This is a genomic window from Bradyrhizobium sp. GW821-FHT12B03 (assembly GCF_058807535.1).
In genome coordinates this window covers 316,615-338,617 of record NZ_JBXAQU010000001.1, presented here as the reverse complement: position 1 = coordinate 338,617, position 22,003 = coordinate 316,615, and the positions used below count along the sequence as shown (strand labels likewise).

The following is a 22,003-nucleotide window of genomic DNA, read 5'->3' as shown; positions in this document are numbered from 1 at the left end:
ATATGCGCCTGACTACCGGATCGCCCGCACGCCTCGGTGCAAGCTGGGACGGACGCGGCACCAACTTCGCGCTGTTCTCGGCCAACGCGCAGAAGGTCGAGCTATGCCTGTTCGACACGCAAGGCCGTCGCGAGCTCGAGCGCATCGAATTGCCTGAACGAACCGAAGACGTCTGGCACGGCTATCTCAACGACGTCTCGCCGGGCCAGCTCTATGGCTATCGCGTGCACGGCCCCTACGAGCCCGAGCACGGCCATCGCTTCAACGCCAACAAGCTGCTGCTCGATCCCTATGCCAAGCGGCTCTCGGGGCGGCTCGTCTGGAGCGATGCGCATTTTGCCTACCGGACTGGCAGCCCGCGCGAGGATCTGTCGTTCGACCGGCGCGACAATGCGCGCGGCATGCCCAAGGCCGTCGTGGTCGACGAGACCTTCAACTGGGGCCGGCGCGAGATCCGCCCCAACATCGCCTGGGAAGACACGATCATCTACGAGGCCCACGTCAAGGGCCTGACGCAGAAGCGCGACGACGTCCCGCCGAATTTGCGCGGCACCTATGGCGGCCTGTCCTCACCGGCGATGATCGAGCACCTGAAGAAGCTCGGTGTCACCACGGTCGAGCTGCTGCCGATCCACAGCTTCGTCGACGACCGCGTGCTGGTGGAAAAGAAGCTCGCCAATTACTGGGGCTACAACACGCTGTCCTTCTTCGCGCCGGAACAGCGCTACGCCCAGGACAACGCGCTCGATTCCTTCCGCACCACCGTCGCACGGCTGCACGATGCCGGCATCGAGGTGATGCTCGACGTCGTCTACAACCACACCGCCGAGGGCAATCACCTCGGCCCGACGCTGTGCTACCGCGGCATCGACAATGCCTCCTATTACTGGCTGAACCGCGAGAACCCGCGCTATTACGACGATTTCACCGGCTGCGGCTCGTCGGTGAACCTCACCCATCCGCGCGTGCTTCAGATGGTGATGGATTCCTTGCGCTATTGGGTCGAGGTCTGTCATGTCGACGGCTTCCGCTTCGACCTCGCCACCACGCTCGCACGCGGGCCGAACGGCTATGACCGCGGCATCTCGTTCCTGACCGCGATCCGGCAGGACCCGGTGCTGGCGGCCGTCAAGCTCGTCGCCGAGCCCTGGGATCTCGGCCTCGGCGGCTACCAGGTCGGCGCATTCCCCTCGCAATGGTCGGAGTGGAACGACCGCTATCGCAGCGCCATGCGCCGCTACTGGAGCGGCGAAGGCAGCCTGATCGGCGACGTCTCCAGCCGCATGACGGCATCATCAGACCTGTTCAACCACGACGGACGGCGGCCGCGCGCCAGCATCAATCACATCACCGTGCATGACGGTTTCACGCTCGCCGACCTCTTCAGCTACAACGAGAAGCACAACGAGGCCAACGGCGAGGACAACCGCGACGGCTCCAACGACAACCACAGCAACAATTGCGGCGTCGAAGGGCCGACCGACGATCCCGGGATTCTCGGCTTGCGCCGGCAGCTTCGCAAGAACGTGCTGGCCTGCCTGATGCTGGCGCAGGGCGTTCCCCTGCTTCTCGCCGGCGACGAGGTCGGCAATTCGCAATCCGGCAACAACAACGCCTATTGCCAGGACAACGAGGTCGGCTGGATCGGCTGGGGCAACCTCGGCAAGGACGGCGACGACATGATCGATTTCGTCGCCGATCTCGCCGATATCCGCCGCCGCTTCTCGCAGCTTCGCAGCCATCGCTGGCTCGACGGCCGCCCCAAGGACGGCCTCTCCTACGGCGCGCTATGGCTGACGCCGGCCGGCGATGAGATGACGGAGAGCGACTGGAAGTTTCCGGAAGGGCGGTTCCTCTCCTATGTGATGGGGCCGATGGAACCGGGTGGGGCTGCGATCTTTATCGTTCTGAACGCCGCCCCCGAAGAGATCGCATTCAAATTGCCCAAAATGACCGAATACAAGAGCTGGCAGCAGATCCTCAACACGACCGATGCCAAGCTGAACACGATCGACTTCCTGCCCGGAAGCGACAGCAAGGCGCCGCCGCGCTCCGTGCTCGCCTTCGCGGGGGCGCTATGAGGCCATCCTTCGGCGCGAGGCCGACGAAGGACGGCGTGTCGTTCCGCCTGTGGGCGCCCGGCGCGCGGCGCGTCGATCTGCTGCTCGACCGCAGACACGCGATGCAGCGCCGGCAGGACGGCTGGTATGTCGCCGACATTGCCCGCCTCACCACCGGCAGTCCCTACAAGTTCAGGATCGACGACGAGATCGACGTGCCCGATCCGGCCTCTGCCTTCCAGCCCGAGGATGTGTTCGGCCCGAGCGAGGTGGTCGATCACGACGCCTTCGCCTGGCGCGCGCGCGAGTGGCGCGGCCGTCCCTGGGAAGAGACGGTGCTGATCGAGAGCCATGTCGGCACCTTCACGGCCGAGGGCACCTACCGCGCCATGATCGACAGGCTCGATCATCTCGTCTCTACCGGGATCACGGCGCTGGAGCTGATGCCGCTGGCCGATTTCGCCGGCCGCCGTGGCTGGGGCTATGACGGCGTGCTGTGGTACGCGCCCGACGGCGCCTATGGCCGCCCCGAAGACCTGAAGACGCTGATCGACGAGGCGCATCTGCGCGGGCTGATGGTGTTTCTCGACGTCGTCTACAATCATTTCGGCCCCGAAGGGAATTACCTCGGCCGCTACGCGCCGACCTTCTTCACCGACGCGCACACGCCCTGGGGCAGCGCGATCGACTATCGCGTGCCGCAGGTGCGGGCCTTTGCGGTCGAGAATGCGCTGTCCTGGCTCAGCGACTATCGCTTCGACGGCTTGCGGCTCGATGCCGCCAACCACATCATGGCATCGCCCGGCGAGCAGTCGATGCTGCATGAGCTCAGCGTTGCCGTCGGCGAGCTTGCCAAGGCCACGGGACGGCACATCCATCTCGTGCTGGAAAACGGCGACAATCGCGCCAGCCTGCTCGACGCCGCGCAGGAGCCGCCGAACGGCAAATATCGCGCGCAGTGGAACGACGACTATCATCACGTCTGGCATGTGATGCTGACCGGGGAGCTCGCCGGCTACTACGCCGACTACCAGACGCCGCGCATGGATCTCGCCCGCGCGCTCGCCTCCGGTTTCGTCTACCAGGGCGAGATCTCGGAGTTCTGGGGCAAGAAGCCGCGCGGCGAGCCGAGCCGCGAGCTGCCGCCGGCGACCTTCGTCAACTTCCTGCAAAACCACGACCAGATCGGCAACCGCCCGCTCGGCGACCGGCTCGAGAGCCTGGCAGCGCCGCGGCAGATCGAAGCCGCGCTCGCAGTCACCCTGCTGGCGCCGATGGTGCCGATGCTGTTTCAGGGCGAGGAATGGGGCTCCAAGCTCCCCTTCCCGTTCTTTTGCGATTTCCAGGGCGGACTGGCCGACGCCGTGCGCAAGGGGCGCAGGCAGGAATATGCCTGGGCCTATGAGAAATACGGCGACGAAGTGCCCGATCCGCTCGATCCGGCAACACCATTGTCGGCCGTGCTCGATTGGGACGACCGAACGCCTGAGCAGGATGCGCGGCTTGCGCTGGTGCGCGACCTGCTCGCGCTCCGCCGCAAGGAGATCACGCCGCGGCTGAAAGGCGCGAGCTTCGGCGACGCCGAGGCGGCCGATAGCGGCCTGCTCAGTGCGCATTGGCGGATGGGCGACGGCACCACGTTGCGCCTCCTCGCCAATCTCTCGGATCACGAGATCATGTCCACTGACAGCGCGGGCACGCCGATCTGGGGCGGCGCGGCCGGCGACCGGCTTCCGCCCTGGTCGGTGGTCTGGCGCCTCGGAGGTTGACATGCCTTCGGCCATTCCTCTCGCGACCTACCGGCTTCAGCTCACCGCCGATTTCGACTTCGACAAGGCTGCCGCAGTGGCGCCCTATCTCAAGTCGCTCGGCATCACGCACCTCTACGCCTCGCCGGTGATGAAGGCGCGCAAGGGCTCGACGCACGGCTACGACACCGTCGATCACAGCCAGTTCAATCCCGAGCTCGGCGGCGAAGCCGGCTTTGCGCGGCTGAGCGAGGCGCTGAGCAAGAACGACCTCGGCCTCATCATCGACTTCGTGCCCAACCATGTCGGCGTGCATTTTGCCGACAATCCCTGGTGGCTGGACGTGCTGGAATGGGGACCGACCTCGCCGCACGCGGTCGCCTTCGATATCGACTGGGATCTGCTGCCCCATCGCGCCCGCGGCGGCGTGCTGCTGCCGATCCTCGGCTCGTCCTATGGCGAGGCGCTGGAGCGCGGCGACATCGAGCTACGCTACGATGCCGGCGAGGGCAGCCTTTCCGCCTGGTATTTCGAGCATCGCCTGCCGATCGCCCCGGAGCGCTATGGCGAAATGCTGCGGATGTTCGTGAAGGAAGCCGATGCCGCCGAAACGGAGGCCGGCAAGCGCCTGCTTGCGCTCGCGGCACGCTACACCGGCCTGCGCCGCCCCAACCGCAAGGAAGCCCCTGGCTTCAAGGCGGAGCTGAAGGAGATCGCGGGCGCTGCTGACATCATCGCACAAGGCGTCGCGGCCTATCGTGCCGCCAAGGACCGTCCGGCGCAGACGCTGGCGCTGCATCATCTGCTCGAGCGCCAGCACTACAAGCTCGGCCATTGGCGGCTCGCCTCCAGCGACATCAACTACCGCCGCTTCTTCGACGTCAACGGGCTCGCCGGCCTGCGCGTCGAGGACCCCGGCACGTTCGCCGCCACGCACCGGCTGGTGAAGCAGCTGATTGCCGACGGCAAGCTGCACGGCATCCGTCTCGATCACATCGACGGCCTGCGCGATCCTGCCCAGTACTGCCAGCGCCTGCGCCGGCTGGTGCGCGACGCGCAAGGCAACACCAAGCCGTTCTACACCGTGATCGAGAAGATCCTGTGCGAGCACGAGCGCCTGCCGCACTTCGCCGGTGTTCAGGGCACCACCGGCTATGAGTGGATGAACGTCATCACGCAGGTGCTGGTCGACGCCAGGGGGCTGGAGGCTCTGGACGAAACCTGGCGGCAGATCAGCAACCGGCCGCCGCGACTCGCACCTTACGTGAAAGACGCCAAAAGACGCGTGCTGGAGACCCTGCTCACCAGCGAATTCACCGTCCTGACGCGCCTGCTCGCGCGCATCGCCAACGGGCATTACTCGACCCGCGACTTCTCCGCCGACAGCCTGCGGCAGGCGCTCGAACTCTACGTGCTGCATTTCCCGGTCTATCGCACCTACCTCACGACCAGCGCGCCAGCCGCGCACGATCGCAAGCTGATCGACGACACGATCGTGCGTGCCCGTGCAGAATGGTTCGCGGCCGACGAAGGCATTTTCGACTTCCTGCGCGATGCCCTGACCATGGACCTGCTCAAGCCCGGCCGTCCGCCGCACAGCGCCCCACGCGTGCGCCGCTTTGCGCTGAAGGTGCAGCAGTTCACCGGGCCGGTGATGGCGAAATCGCTGGAGGACACCGCGTTCTACCAGTTTCACCGGCTGCTCGCGCTGAACGAGGTCGGCGGCGATCCCGCGAGCAATGGCCTCGCCATTCCCGCCTTCCACGAGGCCATGCGCGCACGCGCCAGGGAGTGGCCGCAGGGGATGACGGCAACCGCCACCCACGATACCAAGCGCGGCGAGGACGCCCGCGCGCGGATCGCCGCGCTCAGCGAAATTCCCGGCGAATGGACCAGCGCGGTTTCACGCTGGAAGGTGCTGAACGCGCCGCACCTCGCGCTCCACGGCAACCTGCGCGCGCCGTCGGCGACGTTCGAATACATGCTCTACCAGACCCTGCTCGGCGCCTGGCCGCTCCAGTGGCCGATCGAGACCGGCTTCGTCGAGCGTATCCAGGCCTACGCGCTGAAGGCCGCACGCGAGGGCAAGGAGGAGACGAGCTGGCTCAATCCGCACGAGGCGTATGAAAGCGGCATACGGAGCTTCATCGACAAGATTCTGGATCCCGCGCTGTCCGCCGAATTCCTGGAGGCGCTGCAGACCCTGGCCCGCCGCGTCGCCCTGCTCGGCGCGCTGAACTCGCTGAGCCAGCTCACCCTCAAGGCGACTTTGCCGGGGGTGCCCGACTTCTACCAGGGCACCGAATTCTGGGACCTGTCGCTGGTCGATCCCGACAACCGCCGCCCGGTGGATTTTGCGGCATGCAGCACGACGCTGTCGTCACTGGACGCGCCCGATTGGAGCGGCCTGAGCAAGACCTGGCCGGACGGTCAGCTCAAGCTCGCCTGGACCCGGCAACTGCTCAAGCTGCGCAACGAGCTCGCCGGCGTCTTTGCGCAAGGCGACTACCAGCCGCTGGAGGTCCATGGCGCGCACGCCGATCATGTCATCGCGTTCGCCCGTCGCCACGACCGCACGGCTGCAATCGTGGTGGTCGGACGGCTGTTCGCGCCATTCACGCAAGGCGGCCGGGAATGGCCCGCGCTCGAGGGTCTCGACGCGACTATCGACATTACCGGCTACATCGCACCAGGACTCGCGGGCAACGAACTGCCCGTCCTGCAGGCTTTCCGCGATTTTCCTGCTGCCGTCATCGAGGCCCACATAGCGGGCGCCATCAGGCCTGCGCGACAGCGCGTGCGCGCCTGAAACTCACTTTCCCTCGTCCTTGGTCAGCAGCAACTGCCCGCGCTTGCGGATGGTCGCCTGCGCCATCTCGGCAAAGCGCTGCAACAGCCAGGGAAGCACCACTTGCACCTTGACCTGGTCGTCGGCGACGTCGATCTGACCGCTGGCAATCTGCCCGAGCGCACGGATACGAAAACTCATGCTGTCGCCGCTCCAGCGCTCCTCCTCGACCTGTATCACCGGAATGCTCGCCGCCGCGCGGCTGAGCCCGGTCTTCAGCCGGCGCACCGCCTCCTCGCGGCCGAGACGATGCGGAATGGAAACGACAAGCGGTGCTGACATGACGCGGCCCTGCGCTGATTGACTCTCACTTCATCATGCCGGCCGCAGCGGCAAAGGTTCCATGCAACTTGCACCTGTCGCCCCGTTTCAAAACCGGAACTTTAAAACCTGCGGCAAGTTGCCCCCGCACCACGGGACAGGTGCAAACGACCCTTTCAACAAAGGGCTGGAGGAGACTAGCATGTCTATCGGTACGATCATTCTGATCATTTTGGTCATCGCCCTGTTCGGCGGCTTCAGCGGCATCGGCGGCGGCCCGTTCTACGGCACCGGCTATTACGGCGGCGGCGGCCTCGGGCTCGTCATCGTCATCCTGCTGATCCTGCTGCTGCTGGGACGGATCTAGCCAAGTCGGTCATTCCGGGGCGCGCGCAAGCGCGAACCCGGAATCTCGCGCCGCAAACCTCTGGATTCCGGGTCTGCGCTTCGCGCAGCCCGGAATGACGTTTACAGGAGCGACTACTTCCTCTTCCCGGCCAGCTTCTTCATCGCGGCCTTGATCGACGCGGCCGCATCGTCATAGCCTTCCCACGCCTTCGAACGCGTCAGCAGGCCGGGCACGGTTCTCACCGTAAATTTCTTCGGATCGAGATCGCTCTTCACCTGCACCCAGGTGACAGGCATCGACACCGTCGCACCGTCGCGCGCGCGGGGCGACAGCGGCGCCACCGCCGTCGACAGGCGATCGTTGCGCAGATAGTCCAGAAAGATCTTTCCGTTGCGCAGCTTCTTGGACATGTTGAGCAGATAGCGCTCGGGATCGTCATCCGCCATCCACTGGCAGACGCCTTGTGCGAACGCCTTGGCCTGCTTCCAGCTCACCTTGTCGCGCGCCCCATTGAGCAGCGGCACCACTACATGAAGACCCTTGCCGCCGGTGGTCTTGCAAAAGCTCTCCATGCCGACGTCAGTGAGGCGCTGCCGCATCTCCTTGGCCGCCTCCACGACATCGGCAAACCCGACGTCCGGTGCGGGATCGAGATCGAACACCAGCCGTCCCGGCGTATCGTATTCATCAGGCGCGCAATTCCAGGGATGCAATTCGAGGCCGCCAATCTGCGCGACCGCCGCAAGACCTTCGACGCGGTCAATCTGCAGATACGGCTTGCGGTCACCGGAAACCTTGGCGAGTTCGAGCAGGTTCGAGCTGCCCTGCATGGCATGGCGCTGGAAGAATGTCTCGCCGCCGATGCCGTCGGGCGCGCGCAGGATCGAGCAAGGGCGCCCCTTCAGATGCGCGATCATCCAGCCGCCGACTGCCTCGAAATAGCGCGCGAGATCGAGCTTTGTCACGCCCTCCCCGTCGCCGCCATCCGGCCACAGCTCCTTGTCCGGCTTCGAGATCACGACGCCCATCACCTCGGCAGTGCCAGCGTCCTTCTTCTTTCCGGGCTTCGCCGGAGCGCGCTTTCTTGCAGAAGGCTTGGCAAGCTCGGTATCGACGGGCGTTTCCGCCTCGACCTCATCCGCCGGCTTGTCCTGTCGCAGCCCCTTGAAGGCGGCCTGGCGGATGTTGCCGTCGGCGGTGAAGCCGGCGAACTCGATCTCCGCGACGAGCTCGGGTTTGACCCAGTGGACGTCGCGCGTCTTCTTGGGCGCGTTCTTGCCGCCGAAGGGGTTCTCGCTCGACGCGGCCTCTTTCAGGAGCGGCATGATGCGCTTGACCTTGTCGGCGCCGAAACCGGTGCCGACGATGCCGACATAGGCGAGATGATCGCCGCGATAGACGCCGGCCATCAGCGAACGGAATTTGCCGGCCGTGGTCTTCCAGCCGCCGATCACCACCTCATGGCCGGCACGGCATTTGGCCTTGGTCCAGCTCTCGGTGCGGCCGGAGCGATAGGGTGCATCGAGCTTCTTCGACACCACGCCTTCGAGCTCGAGCTTGCAGGCCGATTGCAGCACGGCATTACCGCCCCTCTCGAAATGCTCGACATAGCGGATCTGGTTCGATTTCCGCTTGCGGGCCTCCAGCAGCTCCTTGAGCCCCGCCTTGCGCTCCCCGAGTGGCAGCCGGCGATAGTCGCGGTCTTCGGCGAACAGGAGGTCGAAGGCAAAGAAGATGAGGTCCCCAGTCTTGCCATCCGACAGGGCAGCCTGGAGCGAGGAAAAGTTCGGCGCGCCATTGTGGTCGAGCGCGACGATCTCGCCGTCGATCATGACGTCCGGCAGCGAATTCGCCTCCTTCGCGATGGAGGCGAACTTGTCGGTCCAGTCGAGACCCTTGCGGGTCTTCAGCGTCGCCTTGCCGTCCTCGACCCGAAGCTGCACGCGGTAGCCGTCGAACTTGATCTCGTGACACCAGCCGTCGCCGGAAGGCGGGCGCTCGACCGACGTGCAGAGCTGCGGCGCGACGAAATCCGGCATCTCCGAGACCTCTTTGGCAGTCGTCGCCGTCGTGGCCCTTTTTCTTGCCGTCTTGCCTGCCTTCAATGCCGTGCGAGGCGCAGCTTTAACGGTCCGTCCTTTCGCCTCTTCAGGGCGATTGGACTGCCAGACCGCATCGGCCTTGCTCTTGGCACCCTTCGCCAGCATGAACGGCTTTGGCGCGCGGCCCTTGCCTTCGGCGATCTGCGCCATCGCGCGGCCGGAGGCGACCGACTTGTCCTCGCCAAGGATGTCTTCGCCCTCGCTGGCATATTCGTCGCGATGCTTGATCAGCAGCCAGTTGGTGCGCTTTCCGCCGCTGCGATCGTTGCGCATGCGTACCAGAACCCAGCTTCCATGCAGCTTCTCGCCATGAAGGGTGAACTTCAGATCACCCTTCTTGAAACCACGCTCCGGATCATCCGATTCCCACGTGCCGCGATCCCACAACATGACCGTGCCGCCACCATACTGGCCTTCCGGAATCGTGCCTTCGAAATCGCCATAATCGAGCGGATGGTCCTCGACCTCGACCGCCAGCCGCTTGTCGTGCGGATCGAGCGATGGGCCCTTCGTCACCGCCCAGGACTTGAAGACGCCATCGAATTCGAGGCGGAAGTCGTAGTGCAACCGCGTCGCGTCATGCTTCTGGATGACAAAGCGCCGCTGCTTCGACGGTGTGACCGCGGTCTCGCCGGAAGGCTCCGGCGTCTGTTCGAAATCGCGTTTCTGTCGATAGGTGGAGAGCTTTCTCAGCACAGTCGAACCCGTTTTTGTCTTCGACGTTTGAGCCTATCACGGCAAAAGTCCCGCCCGGAACCAAAACCCCGCAGCCCGGTTGGAGTTCCTGAAAAGCCCTGAAATCACTGGAGGATGCAATGGCTCCCCGCGCCTATTGGAAAGGGACGCTCAAACTGTCCCTCGTGAGCTGTCCGGTCGTGCTCTATCCCGCCACGACGTCGGCCGAGAAGACGCGGTTTCACATGATCAACCGCGAGACCGGCAACCGGCTGAAGCAGCAGATGGTCGATTCCGAGACCGGCGATATCGTCGAGAGCGAGGATAAGGGCCGCGGCTACGAGCTGCGCAAGGGCAAATATGTCGAGATCGAGCCGGACGAGCTCGAGGCCGTGCAGATCGAGAGCAACCACACCATCGACATCGAAAGCTTCGTGCCGAGCGAGGAGATCGACCAGCGTTATCTCAACCACCCCTATTACATCGCGCCCGACGGCAAGGCCGCGGTCGACGCCTTTGCCGTGATCCGCGACGCCATGAAGGACCAGGATCGCGTCGCGCTCGCAAAAATCGTGCTCACCAACCGCGAGCATGTCATGGCGATCGAGCCGCTCGGCAAGGGCCTGCTCGGCACCACGCTGCGCTACCCCTACGAGCTGCGCGACGAGGACGAGTTCTTCGACGATATCAAGAGCCCGAAGATCACCAAGGACATGGTCGAGCTCGCCAGCCATATCCTGCACACCAAGGCCGCGCATTTCGACCCGAGCAAGTTCAGGGATGACTACGAGACCGCGCTGAAGGCGCTGCTGAAGCGCAAGGCGAGCGGCAGGACAATCGAGCTGCCGGAGCCGGAGGAGCGGCCGAGCAACGTGGTCAGTCTGATGGATGCGTTGAAGCAGAGCCTGAAGGGGCGCGGCGGAAAGAAGACGGCGGCGAAGTCGCTTGCGCGGCGTGCGACCGGACGACAGCGAGCGGCGAAGAAGACGCATCGGTCGTCGGTACGGCACAGGAAGGCGAGCTGATTGCGCTGTCAATTGCGAGCGAGGCGAAGCAATCCAGAATCTTTCCGCAGAGGGGCTCTGGATTGCTTCGCTTCGCTCGCAATGACGATGTGGATACATCTCCACGCTACAATTTCTGTCGTCATGCCCGGGCTTGTCCCGGGCATCCACGTTCTTCGTGCCGCGCGTCAAGGCGTGGATGGCCGGGACAAGCCCGGCCATGACGGGTCGTTTGACGTCGACAACTAATCCCCCGATTTCAGCCGATAGCCGATCCCCGTCTCCGTCAGCACATATTGCGGCCGCTCCGGATCGGCTTCGATCTTCTGGCGGAGCTGGCGGACATAGACGCGCAGATATTGCGCATCGGTCAGCTCGTCCCAGAGCTCCTTGAGCAGGAAACGATGGGTCAGCACCTTGCCGGCGTGCTGGACCAGCACGCGCAGCAGGTCGTACTCCTTCGGCGACAGTTTCACCTCGCGCTCACCGACCTTGACGATGCGGCGGACGAGATCGACCGAGAGATCGCCGGTGCGGAATATCGGACGCTCGCCCTGAACCTGGAGCTGGTGGCGCAGCGCGGCGCGCAGGCGCGCCAGCAGTTCGTCCATGCCGAACGGTTTCGTCAAATAATCGTCCGCGCCGAGATCGAGCGCCTGCACCTTGCCGGCCTCGTCGCCCCGGCTCGACAGCACCACGATCGGGACGGCCTCGTTGCGGGCGCGGATGGTGCGGAGCAGCTCGTGCCCCTGGATGTCGGGCAGGCCGAGATCGAGGATGATCAGTGCCGGCTCCTCGGTGAGTTTTTCCAGCGCCATCTTGCCGTTCGACGCTTCCAGGATCTCATAGCCCTGCGTCGTCAGCCCCATCCGCAGCAATTTGCGGATCGGCGGCTCGTCGTCGATGACCAGAACCTTGATCGGGGCAGCACTCATGCGGCGGTATCCAATGCTTTGGTCTGTGCCGGGACGGGCAGGCGGATGGTGAGGATCGCGCCGCTTCGGTCGCCGCGGTTGGCCGCCGAGATCGTGCCCCGCATCGCCTCGACGAAGCCGCGGGAGATGGCGAGCCCGAGCCCGGTGCCGGGACGGACGTGATCGCCCTTCTGCACGCGATAGAACTTGTCGAACACGCTCTCGACCTCGTCCGGCGGAATGCCGCTACCCTCGTCGGCGATTTGGAGCACCACTTGATCTCGCTCGCGCTGGCTCTTGATGGAGATCGTGGTCTCTGCCGGCGAATACTTCGCGGCGTTGTCGAGCAGGTTGAACAGCATCTGCTCGAACAGCACGGCATCCAGCTGGAGCATCGGCAGATCCGCCGCCAGAACCAGCTCGACCTTGTGGGCGGTCAGGATCTTGCTCGCGCGCCGCAGCGCGCTGCCGACGATCTCGCCGAGATCGTGCAGCGCCGTATTGGGCACGATGGCGCCAGATTCGAGCTTGGTCATGTCGAGCAGATTGGCGATGAAACGGTTGAGCCGTTCGGATTCGTCGATCACAGTCGCCAGCAGGTCGCGTTTCTCGGTGTCGGACAGCGCGCCTGCGAGATCTCGCATGGTGGAGGCGGCCCCCAGCACGGAGGCGAGCGGCGTCTTCAGATCATGCGAGATCGAGGTGAGCAGCGCCGAGCGCAGCCGCTCGGATTCGACGGTCCGCTTGACCCGGTCCATGTCCTCGACCAGCAGCACGCGCTCGATGGCGAGCGCGCCCTGATCGACCAGCGCATCCAGCAGCCGGCGCTGATCCGGCGTCAGCAGCGGGCCGGTTCGGTCGTTGTCGATGCCGATGACACCGATCGGGCCGCGGCCGGTGCGCATCGGCAGGAACAGCCGTTTTGCACCCGGCAGCGTGTCCGAGCCGCGGCCGGCCGGGCGATCGTTGCTCCAGGCCCAGTTGGCGGCGGCGAGATCGGCCTGATCGAGCTGGTCCTCCGGCGGATAGCCGGACTTCACCGTGAGCAGCCCGTCCTCCGGCAGCAACAGCACCACCCGGACCTTCAGCATCAGCGCGATCTGATAGGCGGTCGCCCACAAGACGTCGTCGAGCGTGGCCGTGCCGGCGAGCTTGCGGCTGAAGGCATAGAGCTGCTCGGTGGTCCTGATGCGGCCGATCGCGGCGTCGGCCTGCGTGCGCACGCGTGCGGCGACGTTGGAGACGATCATCGCCACCGCCATGAACAGCACGAAGGCGGCGACGTTGGTCGGATCGGTGATCGTGAAGGTGTAGATCGGCGGCAGGAAGAAGAAGTTATAGGACAGCGAAGCCGCGACGGTGGCCAGCAGCGACGGCCACAGGCCATAGCGGACCGCGACCGCCACCACGGCCGTGAGCAGCACGAGGTCCACGTTCTCGATGCCGAACCGGGGCTGGATCAGCTCGGCGGCGCCGAGACCGACCAGCACGATGCCGAGCGATTTCAGATAGGGCAGCGGATTGAACGATTCGGATCGCGCGGCGGTCTGCACCGCCGCCTTGGACGCCGCCTCTCCGGAGAGCTCGTCGCCCGGAATGACGTGAACGCTGATATTGCCGGCACGGCGGACCAGATCATGCACGACCGAGCCGCGCGTCAACTCGAACCAGCGCGAGCGGGTCGACTTGCCGATCACGATCTGGGTGACGTTGTTGCCTTGCGCGAAGTTGATGACGTCGTCGGCGATACGGCGGCCGATGGCGGGAATGGTCAAGGCTTCGCCACCCAGCGACTCCGCGAGCCGCAGCGTATCGGCCAGCCGATCGCGTTCCTCGTCGGACAATTGGAGCGAGCGCCGCGTCTCGATCGAGATCGCGGTGAACGGCGCATGCAGCCGGTCGGCGAGCCGCTTGGTGTACCGCACCAGCCCGGCGGCGCGCGGGTCCTCGCTGACGCAGACGAGAATACGCTCGCCCGCAGCCCAAGGGCCGGCGATGGCGTTGGCCTGCATGTGGGTGAGGAGCTGCTCGTCGACCCGCTCGGCCGTGCGCCGCAGCGCGAGTTCGCGCAGCGCGGTGAGATTGCCCGGCGAGAAATAGTGTTCCAGCGCCCGCTCGGCCTGCTTCGGGACGTAGACCTTGCCCTCCTTCAGCCGCTGGATCAGATCGTCGGGCGTGAGGTCGATCAGCTCGATTGCATCGGCGCGGTCGAAGATCGAATCCGGCACCGTCTCGCGCACCCGCACATGGGTGATCTGGGCGACGACGTCGTTCAGGCTTTCGATGTGCTGGATGTTGACCGCGGTATAGACGTCGATGCCGTGGGAGAGCAGCTCCTCGACGTCGAGATAGCGCTTGGGATGCCGGCTGCCCGCGGCGTTGGTGTGAGCGAGCTCGTCGACCAGCGCAATTTTTGGCCGACGCGCGATCACGGCGTCGAGGTCCATCTCCTCGACGATCTGGCCGCGGTAATCGAGCTGCTTGCGCGGGACCACTTCCAGCCCCCGCACCAGCGCCTCGGTTTCGGCGCGGCCATGGGTCTCGACGAAGCCGACCACGACATCGATGCCGGCCTTGCGCTTGGCGTGGGCGCTTTGCAGCATCTCGTAGGTCTTGCCGACGCCGGGAGCGGCGCCGACGAAGATTTTCAGCTTGCCGCTGACGCTGTCCTCCCGGCGCGCGGCTTCGAGCAGCGCCTCGGGAGACGGACGTTGTTCGGGATCGCGGCGCTCTCGGACCATCAGGCCAATATAATCATGGGAGCGCCGCGAGCCTAGTCCGCTACTTCGCGGCGGTGCGGTCGAGCGCGAGGTTCAACGCCAATACGTTAACGCGCGGTTCGCCCAGCAGGCCGAGCAGACGGCCCTGGACATTGGAGGCCACAAGCTGCTTCACCGCGTCTTCCGGCATATTCCGGGCCTTGGCCACGCGCGGGATCTGGAATTGCGCGGCTTCCGGGGAGATGTCCGGGTCGAGGCCGCTGGCCGAGGTGGTGACCAGATCGACCGGGACGGCGGCGCTCGGATTTTCCGCTTTCAGCTTCTCCACATCCTCCTTCAGCCGGTCGGCCAGCGCCTTGCTGGTCGGGCCAAGGTTGGAGCCGCCCGAATTGGCGGCGTTGTAGGGCGCCGAAACCGTCTTGGTCGAATCATTCGGATCCGGCGCCAGCGTTGCCGAGGGACGGCCGTGGAAATATTTGTCGTCCTTGAACTCCTGCCCGATCAGGGCGGAGCCGACCACCTTGCCGTCGCGCTCGATCAGGCTGCCCTGTGCCTTTGCGGGGAAGATCGCGCCGGCGATCCCGGTCATCGCGAGCGGGTAGGCCAGTCCCGTGATGGCGGTGAGCACCAGCAGGAGGACGATGGCGGGGCGAATTTCTCTGAGCATGATGGGCCTCCTTTAGGCCAAGTGCAGGGCGACGACGACGAGGTCGATCGCCTTGATGCCGATGAAGGGAATGACGATGCCGCCAAGCCCGTAGATCAGCAGGTTGCGGCGGAGCAGCGCGCCGGCGCCGACCGCGCGATAGGCGACGCCCTTCAGCGCGAGCGGGATCAGCGCGATGATGATCAGCGCGTTGAAGATGATCGCCGACAGGATGGCACTCTGCGGGCTCGACAGGTTCATGACGTTGAGCACGTTGAGCTGCGGGTAGAACGCCAGGAACATCGCCGGGATGATCGCGAAGTACTTTGCGACGTCGTTGGCGATCGAGAAGGTCGTCAGCGCACCGCGCGTCATCAGCAGCTGCTTGCCGATCTCGACCACTTCGATCAGCTTGGTCGGGTTGGAGTCGAGGTCCACCATGTTGCCGGCCTCGCGGGCAGCCTGGGTGCCGGTGTTCATGGCGACACCGACGTCGGCCTGGGCGAGCGCGGGCGCGTCGTTGGTGCCGTCGCCGCACATGGCGACCAGCTTGCCCTTGGCCTGCTCGTCGCGGATCAGCTTGAGCTTGTCCTCGGGGGTTGCCTGCGCCAGGAAGTCGTCGACGCCGGCTTCCGCCGCGATCGCCGCCGCGGTCATCGGATTGTCGCCGGTGATCATGATGGTCCGGATGCCCATGCGGCGCAGCTCGGCAAAACGCTCGCGGATGCCGCCCTTGACGATATCCTTGAGCTGGATGACGCCGAGCAGCTTGCCGTCCCTGGCGACCGCAAGCGGCGTGCCACCGGCCTTGGCGATCTCGTCGGCAATGGTCTGGATCTCGCGACCGACGTCCGACAGTGCCATCGGCTGGACGGCGCGGGCGGCGTTGCCGGAGGCAACCGCCAGCGGCGCACTGCCGCCGACATAATTGAGCATGGCATCGACCGCGCCCTTGCGCACCGACGAGCCGCCGGCATCGACGCCGCTCATGCGGGTCTGCGCCGTGAATGGGATGAAAGTGGCGCCAAGCTCGGCCATGTCGCGGCCGCGAATGCCATACTTCTCCTTCGCCAGCACGACGATGGAACGGCCCTCCGGCGTCTCGTCGGCGAGCGAGGCGAGCTGGGCTGCGTCTGCGAGCTCCTGTTCGGTCACGCCGCGCACCGGGCGGAACGACGTCGCCTGGCGGTTACCAAGCGTGATCGTGCCGGTCTTGTCGAGCAGCAGCGTATCGACGTCGCCGGCGGCTTCGACGGCGCGGCCGGACATCGCCAGCACGTTGAAGCGCACCAGGCGGTCCATGCCGGCGATGCCGATCGCCGAGAGCAGCGCGCCGATCGTGGTCGGGATCAGCGTCACGAACAGCGCGACCAGCACGATCACCGAGATCGAGCCGCCGGCATAAGCCGCGTAGCTCGGAATGGTGACGGTGGCAAACACGAAGATGATGGTGAGGCCGGCGAGCAGGATGTTGAGCGCGATCTCGTTCGGCGTCTTCTGCCGCTCGGCACCCTCGACCAGCTTGATCATGCGATCGATGAAGGTCGAGCCCTGCGCCGCGGTGATGCGAACCCGGATCCAGTCGGACAACACCTGCGTGCCGCCAGTCACCGCGGAGCGGTCGCCGCCGGATTCGCGAATGACGGGGGCGGATTCGCCGGTGATGGCAGCTTCGTTGACGGAGGCGACGCCCTCGATCACTTCGCCGTCGGAGGGGATGGTGTCGCCCGCTTCGACCAGAACGATGTCACCGACCTTGAGGCTGGTGCCCGGAACCAGCTTGAAGGCCTCGCCAGCGCCCGTGAGCAGCTTGGCCTGGCTCTCGGTGCGGGTCTTGCGCAGCGACTCGGCCTGCGCCTTGCCGCGGCCTTCGGCGACCGCTTCGGCGAAGTTGGCGAACAGCACCGTGAACCAGAGCCAGAGGATGATCTGGAAGGTGAAGCCGAGATTTGCACCGCCGGTGACGAGGTCGCGCAGGAAGATCACGGTGGTGAGCGCGGCCACGATCTCGACCACGAACATCACGGGGTTCTTCACCATCAGCCGCGGGTCGAGCTTGGTGAAGGACGCGCGGATCGCGGGCAGCACGATCTTCGGATCGAGCATTGCCGACATCGGCGCACGTTTTTGCAGTTTCATCGTATCCATGGAGGTCACTCCGATCAGAACACTTGGCCGGCGTTCATCGCGAGATGCTCGACGATCGGGCCGAGTGCGAGTGCCGGGAAGAAGGTGAGGCCGCCGATGATCAGGATCACGCCGACGACGAGGCCGACGAACAGCCCGCCCGTGGTCGGGAAGGTGCCCGCCGACGGCGGGATCGATTTCTTGGCGGCCAGCGAGCCGGCAATTGCCATCGCCGGAACGATCATGAAGAAGCGGCCGACGAACATCGCGCTGGCGAGCGTGAGATTGTAGAAGAAGGTGTTGCCGGTGAGGCCTGCGAAGGCCGAGCCGTTGTTGCCGGTCGCCGAGGTGAAGGCGTAGAGCACCTCGGTGAAGCCGTGCGGGCCAGCATTCGCCATCGAGGCGACCGCCGCAGGATAGACCACGCCGACCGCGGTCCAGCCGAGATACATCAGCGGCAGCACCAGGATCGCGAGCATCGCCATCTTGACCTCCCGCGCCTCGATCTTCTTGCCGACATATTCCGGCGTGCGGCCGACCATCAGGCCCGCCACGAAGATCGCGAGCACGACGAACAGCAGCATGCCGTAGAGGCCGGCGCCGACGCCACCGATGATGATCTCGCCGAGCTGCATGTTGATCAGCGGGATCATGCCGCCGAGCGCGGTAAAGCTGTCATGCATGGCGTTGACGGCACCACAGGAGGCGGCCGTCGTGATCACCGCAAACAGCGAGGACGCGACGATGCCGAAGCGGACCTCCTTGCCCTCCATGTTGCCGCCGGTCAGGCCGAGCGCCTGAAGCGTCGAGGTGCCATTGGCTTCCGCCCAATAGGTGACGGCGACGCCGGCGACGAACAGCACGCCCATCACGGCGAGGATCGCCCAGCCCTGGCGCTGGTTGCCGACCATGCGGCCGAACACGTTGGTCAGCGCGGCACCCAGCGTGAAGATCGACAGCATCTGGATGAAGTTCGACAATGCGGTCGGGTTCTCGAAGGGATGCGCGGCGTTAGCATTGAAGAAGCCGCCGCCATTGGTGCCGAGCATCTTGATCGCGACCTGCGAGGCGACCGGGCCGACCGCAATGGTCTGCTTGGCGCCTTCGAGCGTGGTCGCCTCGACATAGTCGCCCAATGTCTGCGGCATCCCTTGCGAGACCAGGAACAACGTGTAAACGACGCAGATCGGCAGCAGCACATAGAGCGTGCAGCGGGTGACATCGACCCAGAAATTTCCGACGGTCCGCGCCGAGGCACGCGAGAAGCCGCGGATCAGCGCCACCGCGAGCGCGATGCCGGTTGCAGCAGACAGGAAGTTCTGGTGCGTCAGGCCGAGCATCTGCACGAGATAGGAAATCGTGCTCTCGCCGCCGTAGTTCTGCCAGTTGGTGTTGGTGATGAAGGAGATCGCGGTGTTGAAGGAGAGGTCTTCGGCAACCGCGCCCTGGCCTGCCGGATTGAAGGGCAGGATCGCCTGCAATCGCATCACACCGTAGATGATGAGGAAGCCGCCGACATGGAACAGCAGCATGGAGACCGTATAGGTCAGCCAATGCTGCTCGCGCCTTTCGTCGACGCCGGAGAACCAATAGATGCCCGCCTCGATCGGGCGCAGCACCGGCGACAGGAACGTCCGTTCGCCGTTGAAGACGCGCGTCATGTACCAACCGAGCGGCTTGGTCAGCGCGACGATGATCGCGCAGAAAAGAATGATCTGGAACCAACCGATCACAGTCATGGTATTAACCCTTCAGGCTTTGTGTCCGGCGCAGGAGCGGCAGGAGCAGCGCAAGCAGGCCGGCGACGAGCACGGCGTCGGCCAGCAGCAATTCGAGAAGCAGCAGCACGGGTCAGAACCGCTCGGGCCGCAGCAGCGCGTAGGTGAGGTAGATCAGGAGGCCGAACGAGACGGTGCCGGCGAGCGCATAATCGAAGATCATGGTCCACTCCCTCACAGCCGTTCGCAGGCGTAGGTGTAGCCGATCGCAAGAGCGAAGAAGGCGAAGCCCAGCGCCAGCATCAGAAAGTCCATCATGGAGTTGCTCCTCGTTGCGCCGCGACGTCTGACGCAACTGCTTCTCGGGATTCCGGCAGGCACCTGGAACGGGAAACGCAGCGCATTTCCGGCGGCGCCGGCCGGGATTTTTGACCGTGCTGAAGTGCCACCACGGGCATAGGTTTTCGAGATGAGGGCTATGGCGAAGTTATAGGAATCTCATAAAGGGCCGGGGCTGGCGGCGCGGTCGGACAACGCTCGCGAGGCACATCACATCGCCGTCCCGGCGAAGGCGGAGGATGGCGTACCACCGCCCCACCCCGCCCCGCACTTATGAAATCCTTATATCTCCCGCCCCTTCCTCGTCTCGTTTTCAAATGCCGTTTTGGCCATCTTGGAGAGGCCGGCCGACTGACCGACGCCACTTCCAGGAGGCCTGACATGACCACCGCCGCTCTCCGACACTTCGATCCGCCGTCACTCGGCGATCGCTTGCGCAATACGCAGGTGATGACGCAACCGTTGATGCTTGAGATCATCAGCAAGGCCTGCCGGCGCTTCCCCTCGCTTGGCCAGAGCGAGCGCTCGGCGCGTCTCAAGCGCCTGATCGATGCGGAGGCCTGGGCCGATGCGGCGCTGGCATTGATGGAGCTCGAGCTGCCGATGTGGCAGGTCCGCCGCATCGCCTATGATGAGGGCGAATGGCACTGCGCGCTCTCGCGCGAACGCGAATTGCCGGATTGGCTCGACGCCGCGGTCGAAGGCTGCCATGGCGACCTTGCGATTGCCCTGCTGTCGGCCTTCGTCGAGGTCCAGGCGCTCGCCGCGGAAGCGACACGCCCGAGCGTCCCTTCCGTTCGGCCTGCGCCGGACTCGATCTACGAGCCGCTCGCCTGCGAGAATTTCGGCTAGGGCAGCCTGACGGACTCACGCTTTGCCACAAGCTCCGGACATGTCGCACACGCTGAGCCCGGCGCGCGTGATCGCACGCTTCGCCGTCCGCGTCGTGCTGCTCGTTGTCTTTGCCGCATTCGGCAGCGTCGGCTTTGGCCGAAGCCTCGCCGGCCTGCTCTGGATGTCGATCATCCTGTGTGCGCTCGCCGGTCTCGTCAGGCGCGAACCGCCGTTCGGCCCTGCCCTCAATCATTGGGACGAAGCTGCCGCCTTCGGCGCACTGTTCGCGCTGGTTCACATTGCCAATGACGTGGCCTGAGCGGCCGGCTTTATGACCTTCCTATGAGATCGCCGCGCGCCCGCCCTCGAAATCATATTCGCAAGACAGGATATTGAGAGCGCAGGCAGGGACATGCATCCCGCGCCGGCGTCGTCCAGAAGGAATACATCCGTGAAACTCGTCGAACCTCCCTCGTGCAGCTCGCCCTCCACCATCGTCTTCATCGGCCGGAATCACCGGGGACAATGGGTCGCGCAGGAGCAGAACGGCCTCTATGGCGGCCTGTTCGTCAGCCGGGCCCAGGCCGTCAAATATGCGTTGTTCGAGAACGGACAGCATCCGGAGACCATCGTCGAACTGCCGCGCGAGATCGAGCTCGACATGGGCAAGAACCCCAACGCCATCGTCTCGCGGCGCGCCGCCTGAGCCGGCACTTTTCCGCGGGACAGCCATGTTCATTCCTCCCTCTGCCTGGTTCACCGGCTTCATTCCGGACCTGCCGACACCGTTCGACGCGGCTGACGCCATCGATCTCAAGGCGTTCGCCGCGCTCTGCGAACGCCAGATCGCGGCGGGTGTCCCTGCGATCGTGGTCTGCGAGACCGCCGGCGAAGCACCGACGCTCTCGGCGGCCGAGCAGGAGCTCGTCATCCGCGCCGCGGTCGATGTCGCCCGCGGCCGCGTGCGGATCATCGCCGGCGCGCTGTCGAATGCCACCAGCCAGGTCATCGAGCTTGCGCGGCGGGCGGAAGCGGCCGGCGCCGATGCCGTCATGGCGGTGGTGCCGGCCTACAACAAGCCGATGCAGGTGGGAATGCTCGCGCATTTCCGCGCCATCGCCGGCGCCACCGGCCTGCCGGTGATCCTGCACGACGTTCCCTCCCGCACGCTGCGCCCACTCGCCGACGAGACGCTGCTGCGTCTCGTCGAATCCCGTCAGTTCGTGGGCCTGCGCGACGCGAGCGGGGATATCACCCGACCGATGCGCCTCGCCCGGCACCTCCCGGCCAGCTTTCGCCTGCTCTCCGGCGACGACGCTACCGCCTTCGGCTACATCGCAGGCGGCGGCGACGGCGCGATCTCGGAGGTCTCCAACATCGCCCCCGATCTCTGCCGCACGATCTTTTCGCAGGTCAGGCAAGGCCGCCTGCAATCCGCCCGCTACCTGCACAAGCGCCTGATGCCGCTCATCGCCTGCCTCTCCAAGGACAGCCCGGCAGCGCTCAAGAGCGCCCTGAGCGTGCTGGGCCTGATGTCGCCGGCCACACGGCTGCCGATCGTGCCGCTGGACGCGGCCGCGCAGAGGGAGGTGGTACGCGCCTTCGCCGCGATCGCCGACGAGGAGCTGATCGACAGCGTCGGAGCCTGACGGGTCGCG

Annotated in this window: 17 protein-coding genes; 9 read left to right on the top strand and 8 right to left on the bottom strand. The window is 65.3% G+C overall.

Features of this window, described 5'->3' with window-relative positions; translation table 11 throughout:
- Positions 1 to 2: 2 nt before the first annotated feature.
- The 3 genes from glgX to treY are packed head-to-tail and all read left to right on the top strand — an operon-like array spanning position 3 to position 6,617.
- Positions 3 to 2,081, top strand: a complete 2,079-nt coding sequence (gene glgX / locus AC1RUR_RS01715) for a glycogen debranching protein GlgX (protein WP_492840696.1) — start codon at positions 3 to 5, stop codon at positions 2,079 to 2,081.
- Positions 2,078 to 3,829, top strand: a complete 1,752-nt coding sequence (gene treZ / locus AC1RUR_RS01710) for a malto-oligosyltrehalose trehalohydrolase (protein WP_492840694.1) — start codon at positions 2,078 to 2,080, stop codon at positions 3,827 to 3,829. The genes glgX and treZ overlap by 4 nt, the downstream gene beginning before the upstream one ends.
- Before the next feature lies 1 nt (position 3,830).
- Positions 3,831 to 6,617: a malto-oligosyltrehalose synthase gene (treY, locus tag AC1RUR_RS01705; protein WP_492840692.1), complete on the top strand. Its 2,787-nt coding sequence runs from the start codon at positions 3,831 to 3,833 to the stop codon at positions 6,615 to 6,617.
- Positions 6,618 to 6,620: 3 nt separating this feature from the next.
- Here the strand turns inward: treY and AC1RUR_RS01700 are convergent, their stop codons facing one another.
- Positions 6,621 to 6,938, bottom strand: coding sequence for a polyhydroxyalkanoic acid system family protein (locus AC1RUR_RS01700; protein ID WP_492840690.1), 318 nt, complete (start codon positions 6,936 to 6,938; stop codon positions 6,621 to 6,623).
- A gap of 181 nt (positions 6,939 to 7,119) precedes the next feature.
- Between AC1RUR_RS01700 and AC1RUR_RS01695 the strand changes: the two genes are divergently transcribed.
- Positions 7,120 to 7,284 (top strand): DUF3309 family protein, encoded by a 165-nt coding sequence (locus tag AC1RUR_RS01695; RefSeq protein ID WP_492840688.1) that lies wholly within the window; start codon positions 7,120 to 7,122, stop codon positions 7,282 to 7,284.
- A gap of 113 nt (positions 7,285 to 7,397) precedes the next feature.
- Here AC1RUR_RS01695 and ligD read toward each other — a convergent pair whose 3' ends face one another.
- Complete coding sequence (gene ligD / locus AC1RUR_RS01690; RefSeq protein WP_492840686.1) at positions 7,398 to 10,064, bottom strand: DNA ligase D; 2,667 nt, start codon at positions 10,062 to 10,064, stop codon at positions 7,398 to 7,400.
- Positions 10,065 to 10,183: 119 nt separating this feature from the next.
- Here ligD and ku point away from each other — a divergent pair, with 119 nt between their 5' ends.
- Positions 10,184 to 11,068 (top strand): non-homologous end joining protein Ku, encoded by an 885-nt coding sequence (gene ku / locus AC1RUR_RS01685; protein ID WP_492840684.1) that lies wholly within the window; start codon positions 10,184 to 10,186, stop codon positions 11,066 to 11,068.
- 224 nt (positions 11,069 to 11,292) lie between these two features.
- Here ku and AC1RUR_RS01680 read toward each other — a convergent pair whose 3' ends face one another.
- The 6 genes from AC1RUR_RS01680 to AC1RUR_RS01655 form a co-directional block, all read right to left on the bottom strand.
- The gene (locus AC1RUR_RS01680) at positions 11,293 to 11,982 is read right to left on the bottom strand and encodes a response regulator (RefSeq protein WP_492840682.1); all 690 of its coding nucleotides are present in this window, start codon (positions 11,980 to 11,982) and stop codon (positions 11,293 to 11,295) included.
- Positions 11,979 to 14,702, bottom strand: coding sequence for a DUF4118 domain-containing protein (locus AC1RUR_RS01675; RefSeq protein WP_492840680.1), 2,724 nt, complete (start codon positions 14,700 to 14,702; stop codon positions 11,979 to 11,981). Before AC1RUR_RS01675 ends, AC1RUR_RS01680 begins: the two co-directional genes overlap by 4 nt.
- 40 nt (positions 14,703 to 14,742) lie before the next feature.
- Entirely contained in the window at positions 14,743 to 15,348 is a 606-nt protein-coding gene (locus AC1RUR_RS01670; protein ID WP_492840678.1) for a K(+)-transporting ATPase subunit C, read from the bottom strand.
- Between the two features lie 12 nt (positions 15,349 to 15,360).
- Positions 15,361 to 17,475, bottom strand: coding sequence for a potassium-transporting ATPase subunit KdpB (gene kdpB / locus AC1RUR_RS01665; protein ID WP_492840676.1), 2,115 nt, complete (start codon positions 17,473 to 17,475; stop codon positions 15,361 to 15,363).
- Between the two features lie 14 nt (positions 17,476 to 17,489).
- Positions 17,490 to 19,193 (bottom strand): potassium-transporting ATPase subunit KdpA, encoded by a 1,704-nt coding sequence (kdpA, locus tag AC1RUR_RS01660; protein WP_492840674.1) that lies wholly within the window; start codon positions 19,191 to 19,193, stop codon positions 17,490 to 17,492.
- 112 nt (positions 19,194 to 19,305) lie between these two features.
- Positions 19,306 to 19,395, bottom strand: coding sequence for a K(+)-transporting ATPase subunit F (locus AC1RUR_RS01655; RefSeq protein WP_008133410.1), 90 nt, complete (start codon positions 19,393 to 19,395; stop codon positions 19,306 to 19,308).
- Between the two features lie 497 nt (positions 19,396 to 19,892).
- Here AC1RUR_RS01655 and AC1RUR_RS01650 point away from each other — a divergent pair, with 497 nt between their 5' ends.
- The 4 genes from AC1RUR_RS01650 to dapA all read left to right on the top strand — a co-directional run bounded on the left by AC1RUR_RS01650 (position 19,893) and on the right by dapA (position 21,994).
- Positions 19,893 to 20,363, top strand: coding sequence for a hypothetical protein (locus tag AC1RUR_RS01650; protein WP_492840672.1), 471 nt, complete (start codon positions 19,893 to 19,895; stop codon positions 20,361 to 20,363).
- 40 nt (positions 20,364 to 20,403) lie between these two features.
- Entirely contained in the window at positions 20,404 to 20,664 is a 261-nt protein-coding gene (locus AC1RUR_RS01645) for a hypothetical protein (protein WP_492840670.1), read from the top strand.
- Between the two features lie 132 nt (positions 20,665 to 20,796).
- Positions 20,797 to 21,051: a hypothetical protein gene (locus AC1RUR_RS01640; protein ID WP_492840668.1), complete on the top strand. Its 255-nt coding sequence runs from the start codon at positions 20,797 to 20,799 to the stop codon at positions 21,049 to 21,051.
- A 25-nt stretch (positions 21,052 to 21,076) separates the two neighbouring features.
- Positions 21,077 to 21,994 carry a 4-hydroxy-tetrahydrodipicolinate synthase gene (gene dapA / locus AC1RUR_RS01635; protein WP_492840666.1) on the top strand — a complete coding sequence of 306 codons (918 nt, stop codon included), beginning with the start codon at positions 21,077 to 21,079 and terminating at the stop codon, positions 21,992 to 21,994.
- The last annotated feature ends 9 nt before the right edge of the window (positions 21,995 to 22,003 follow it).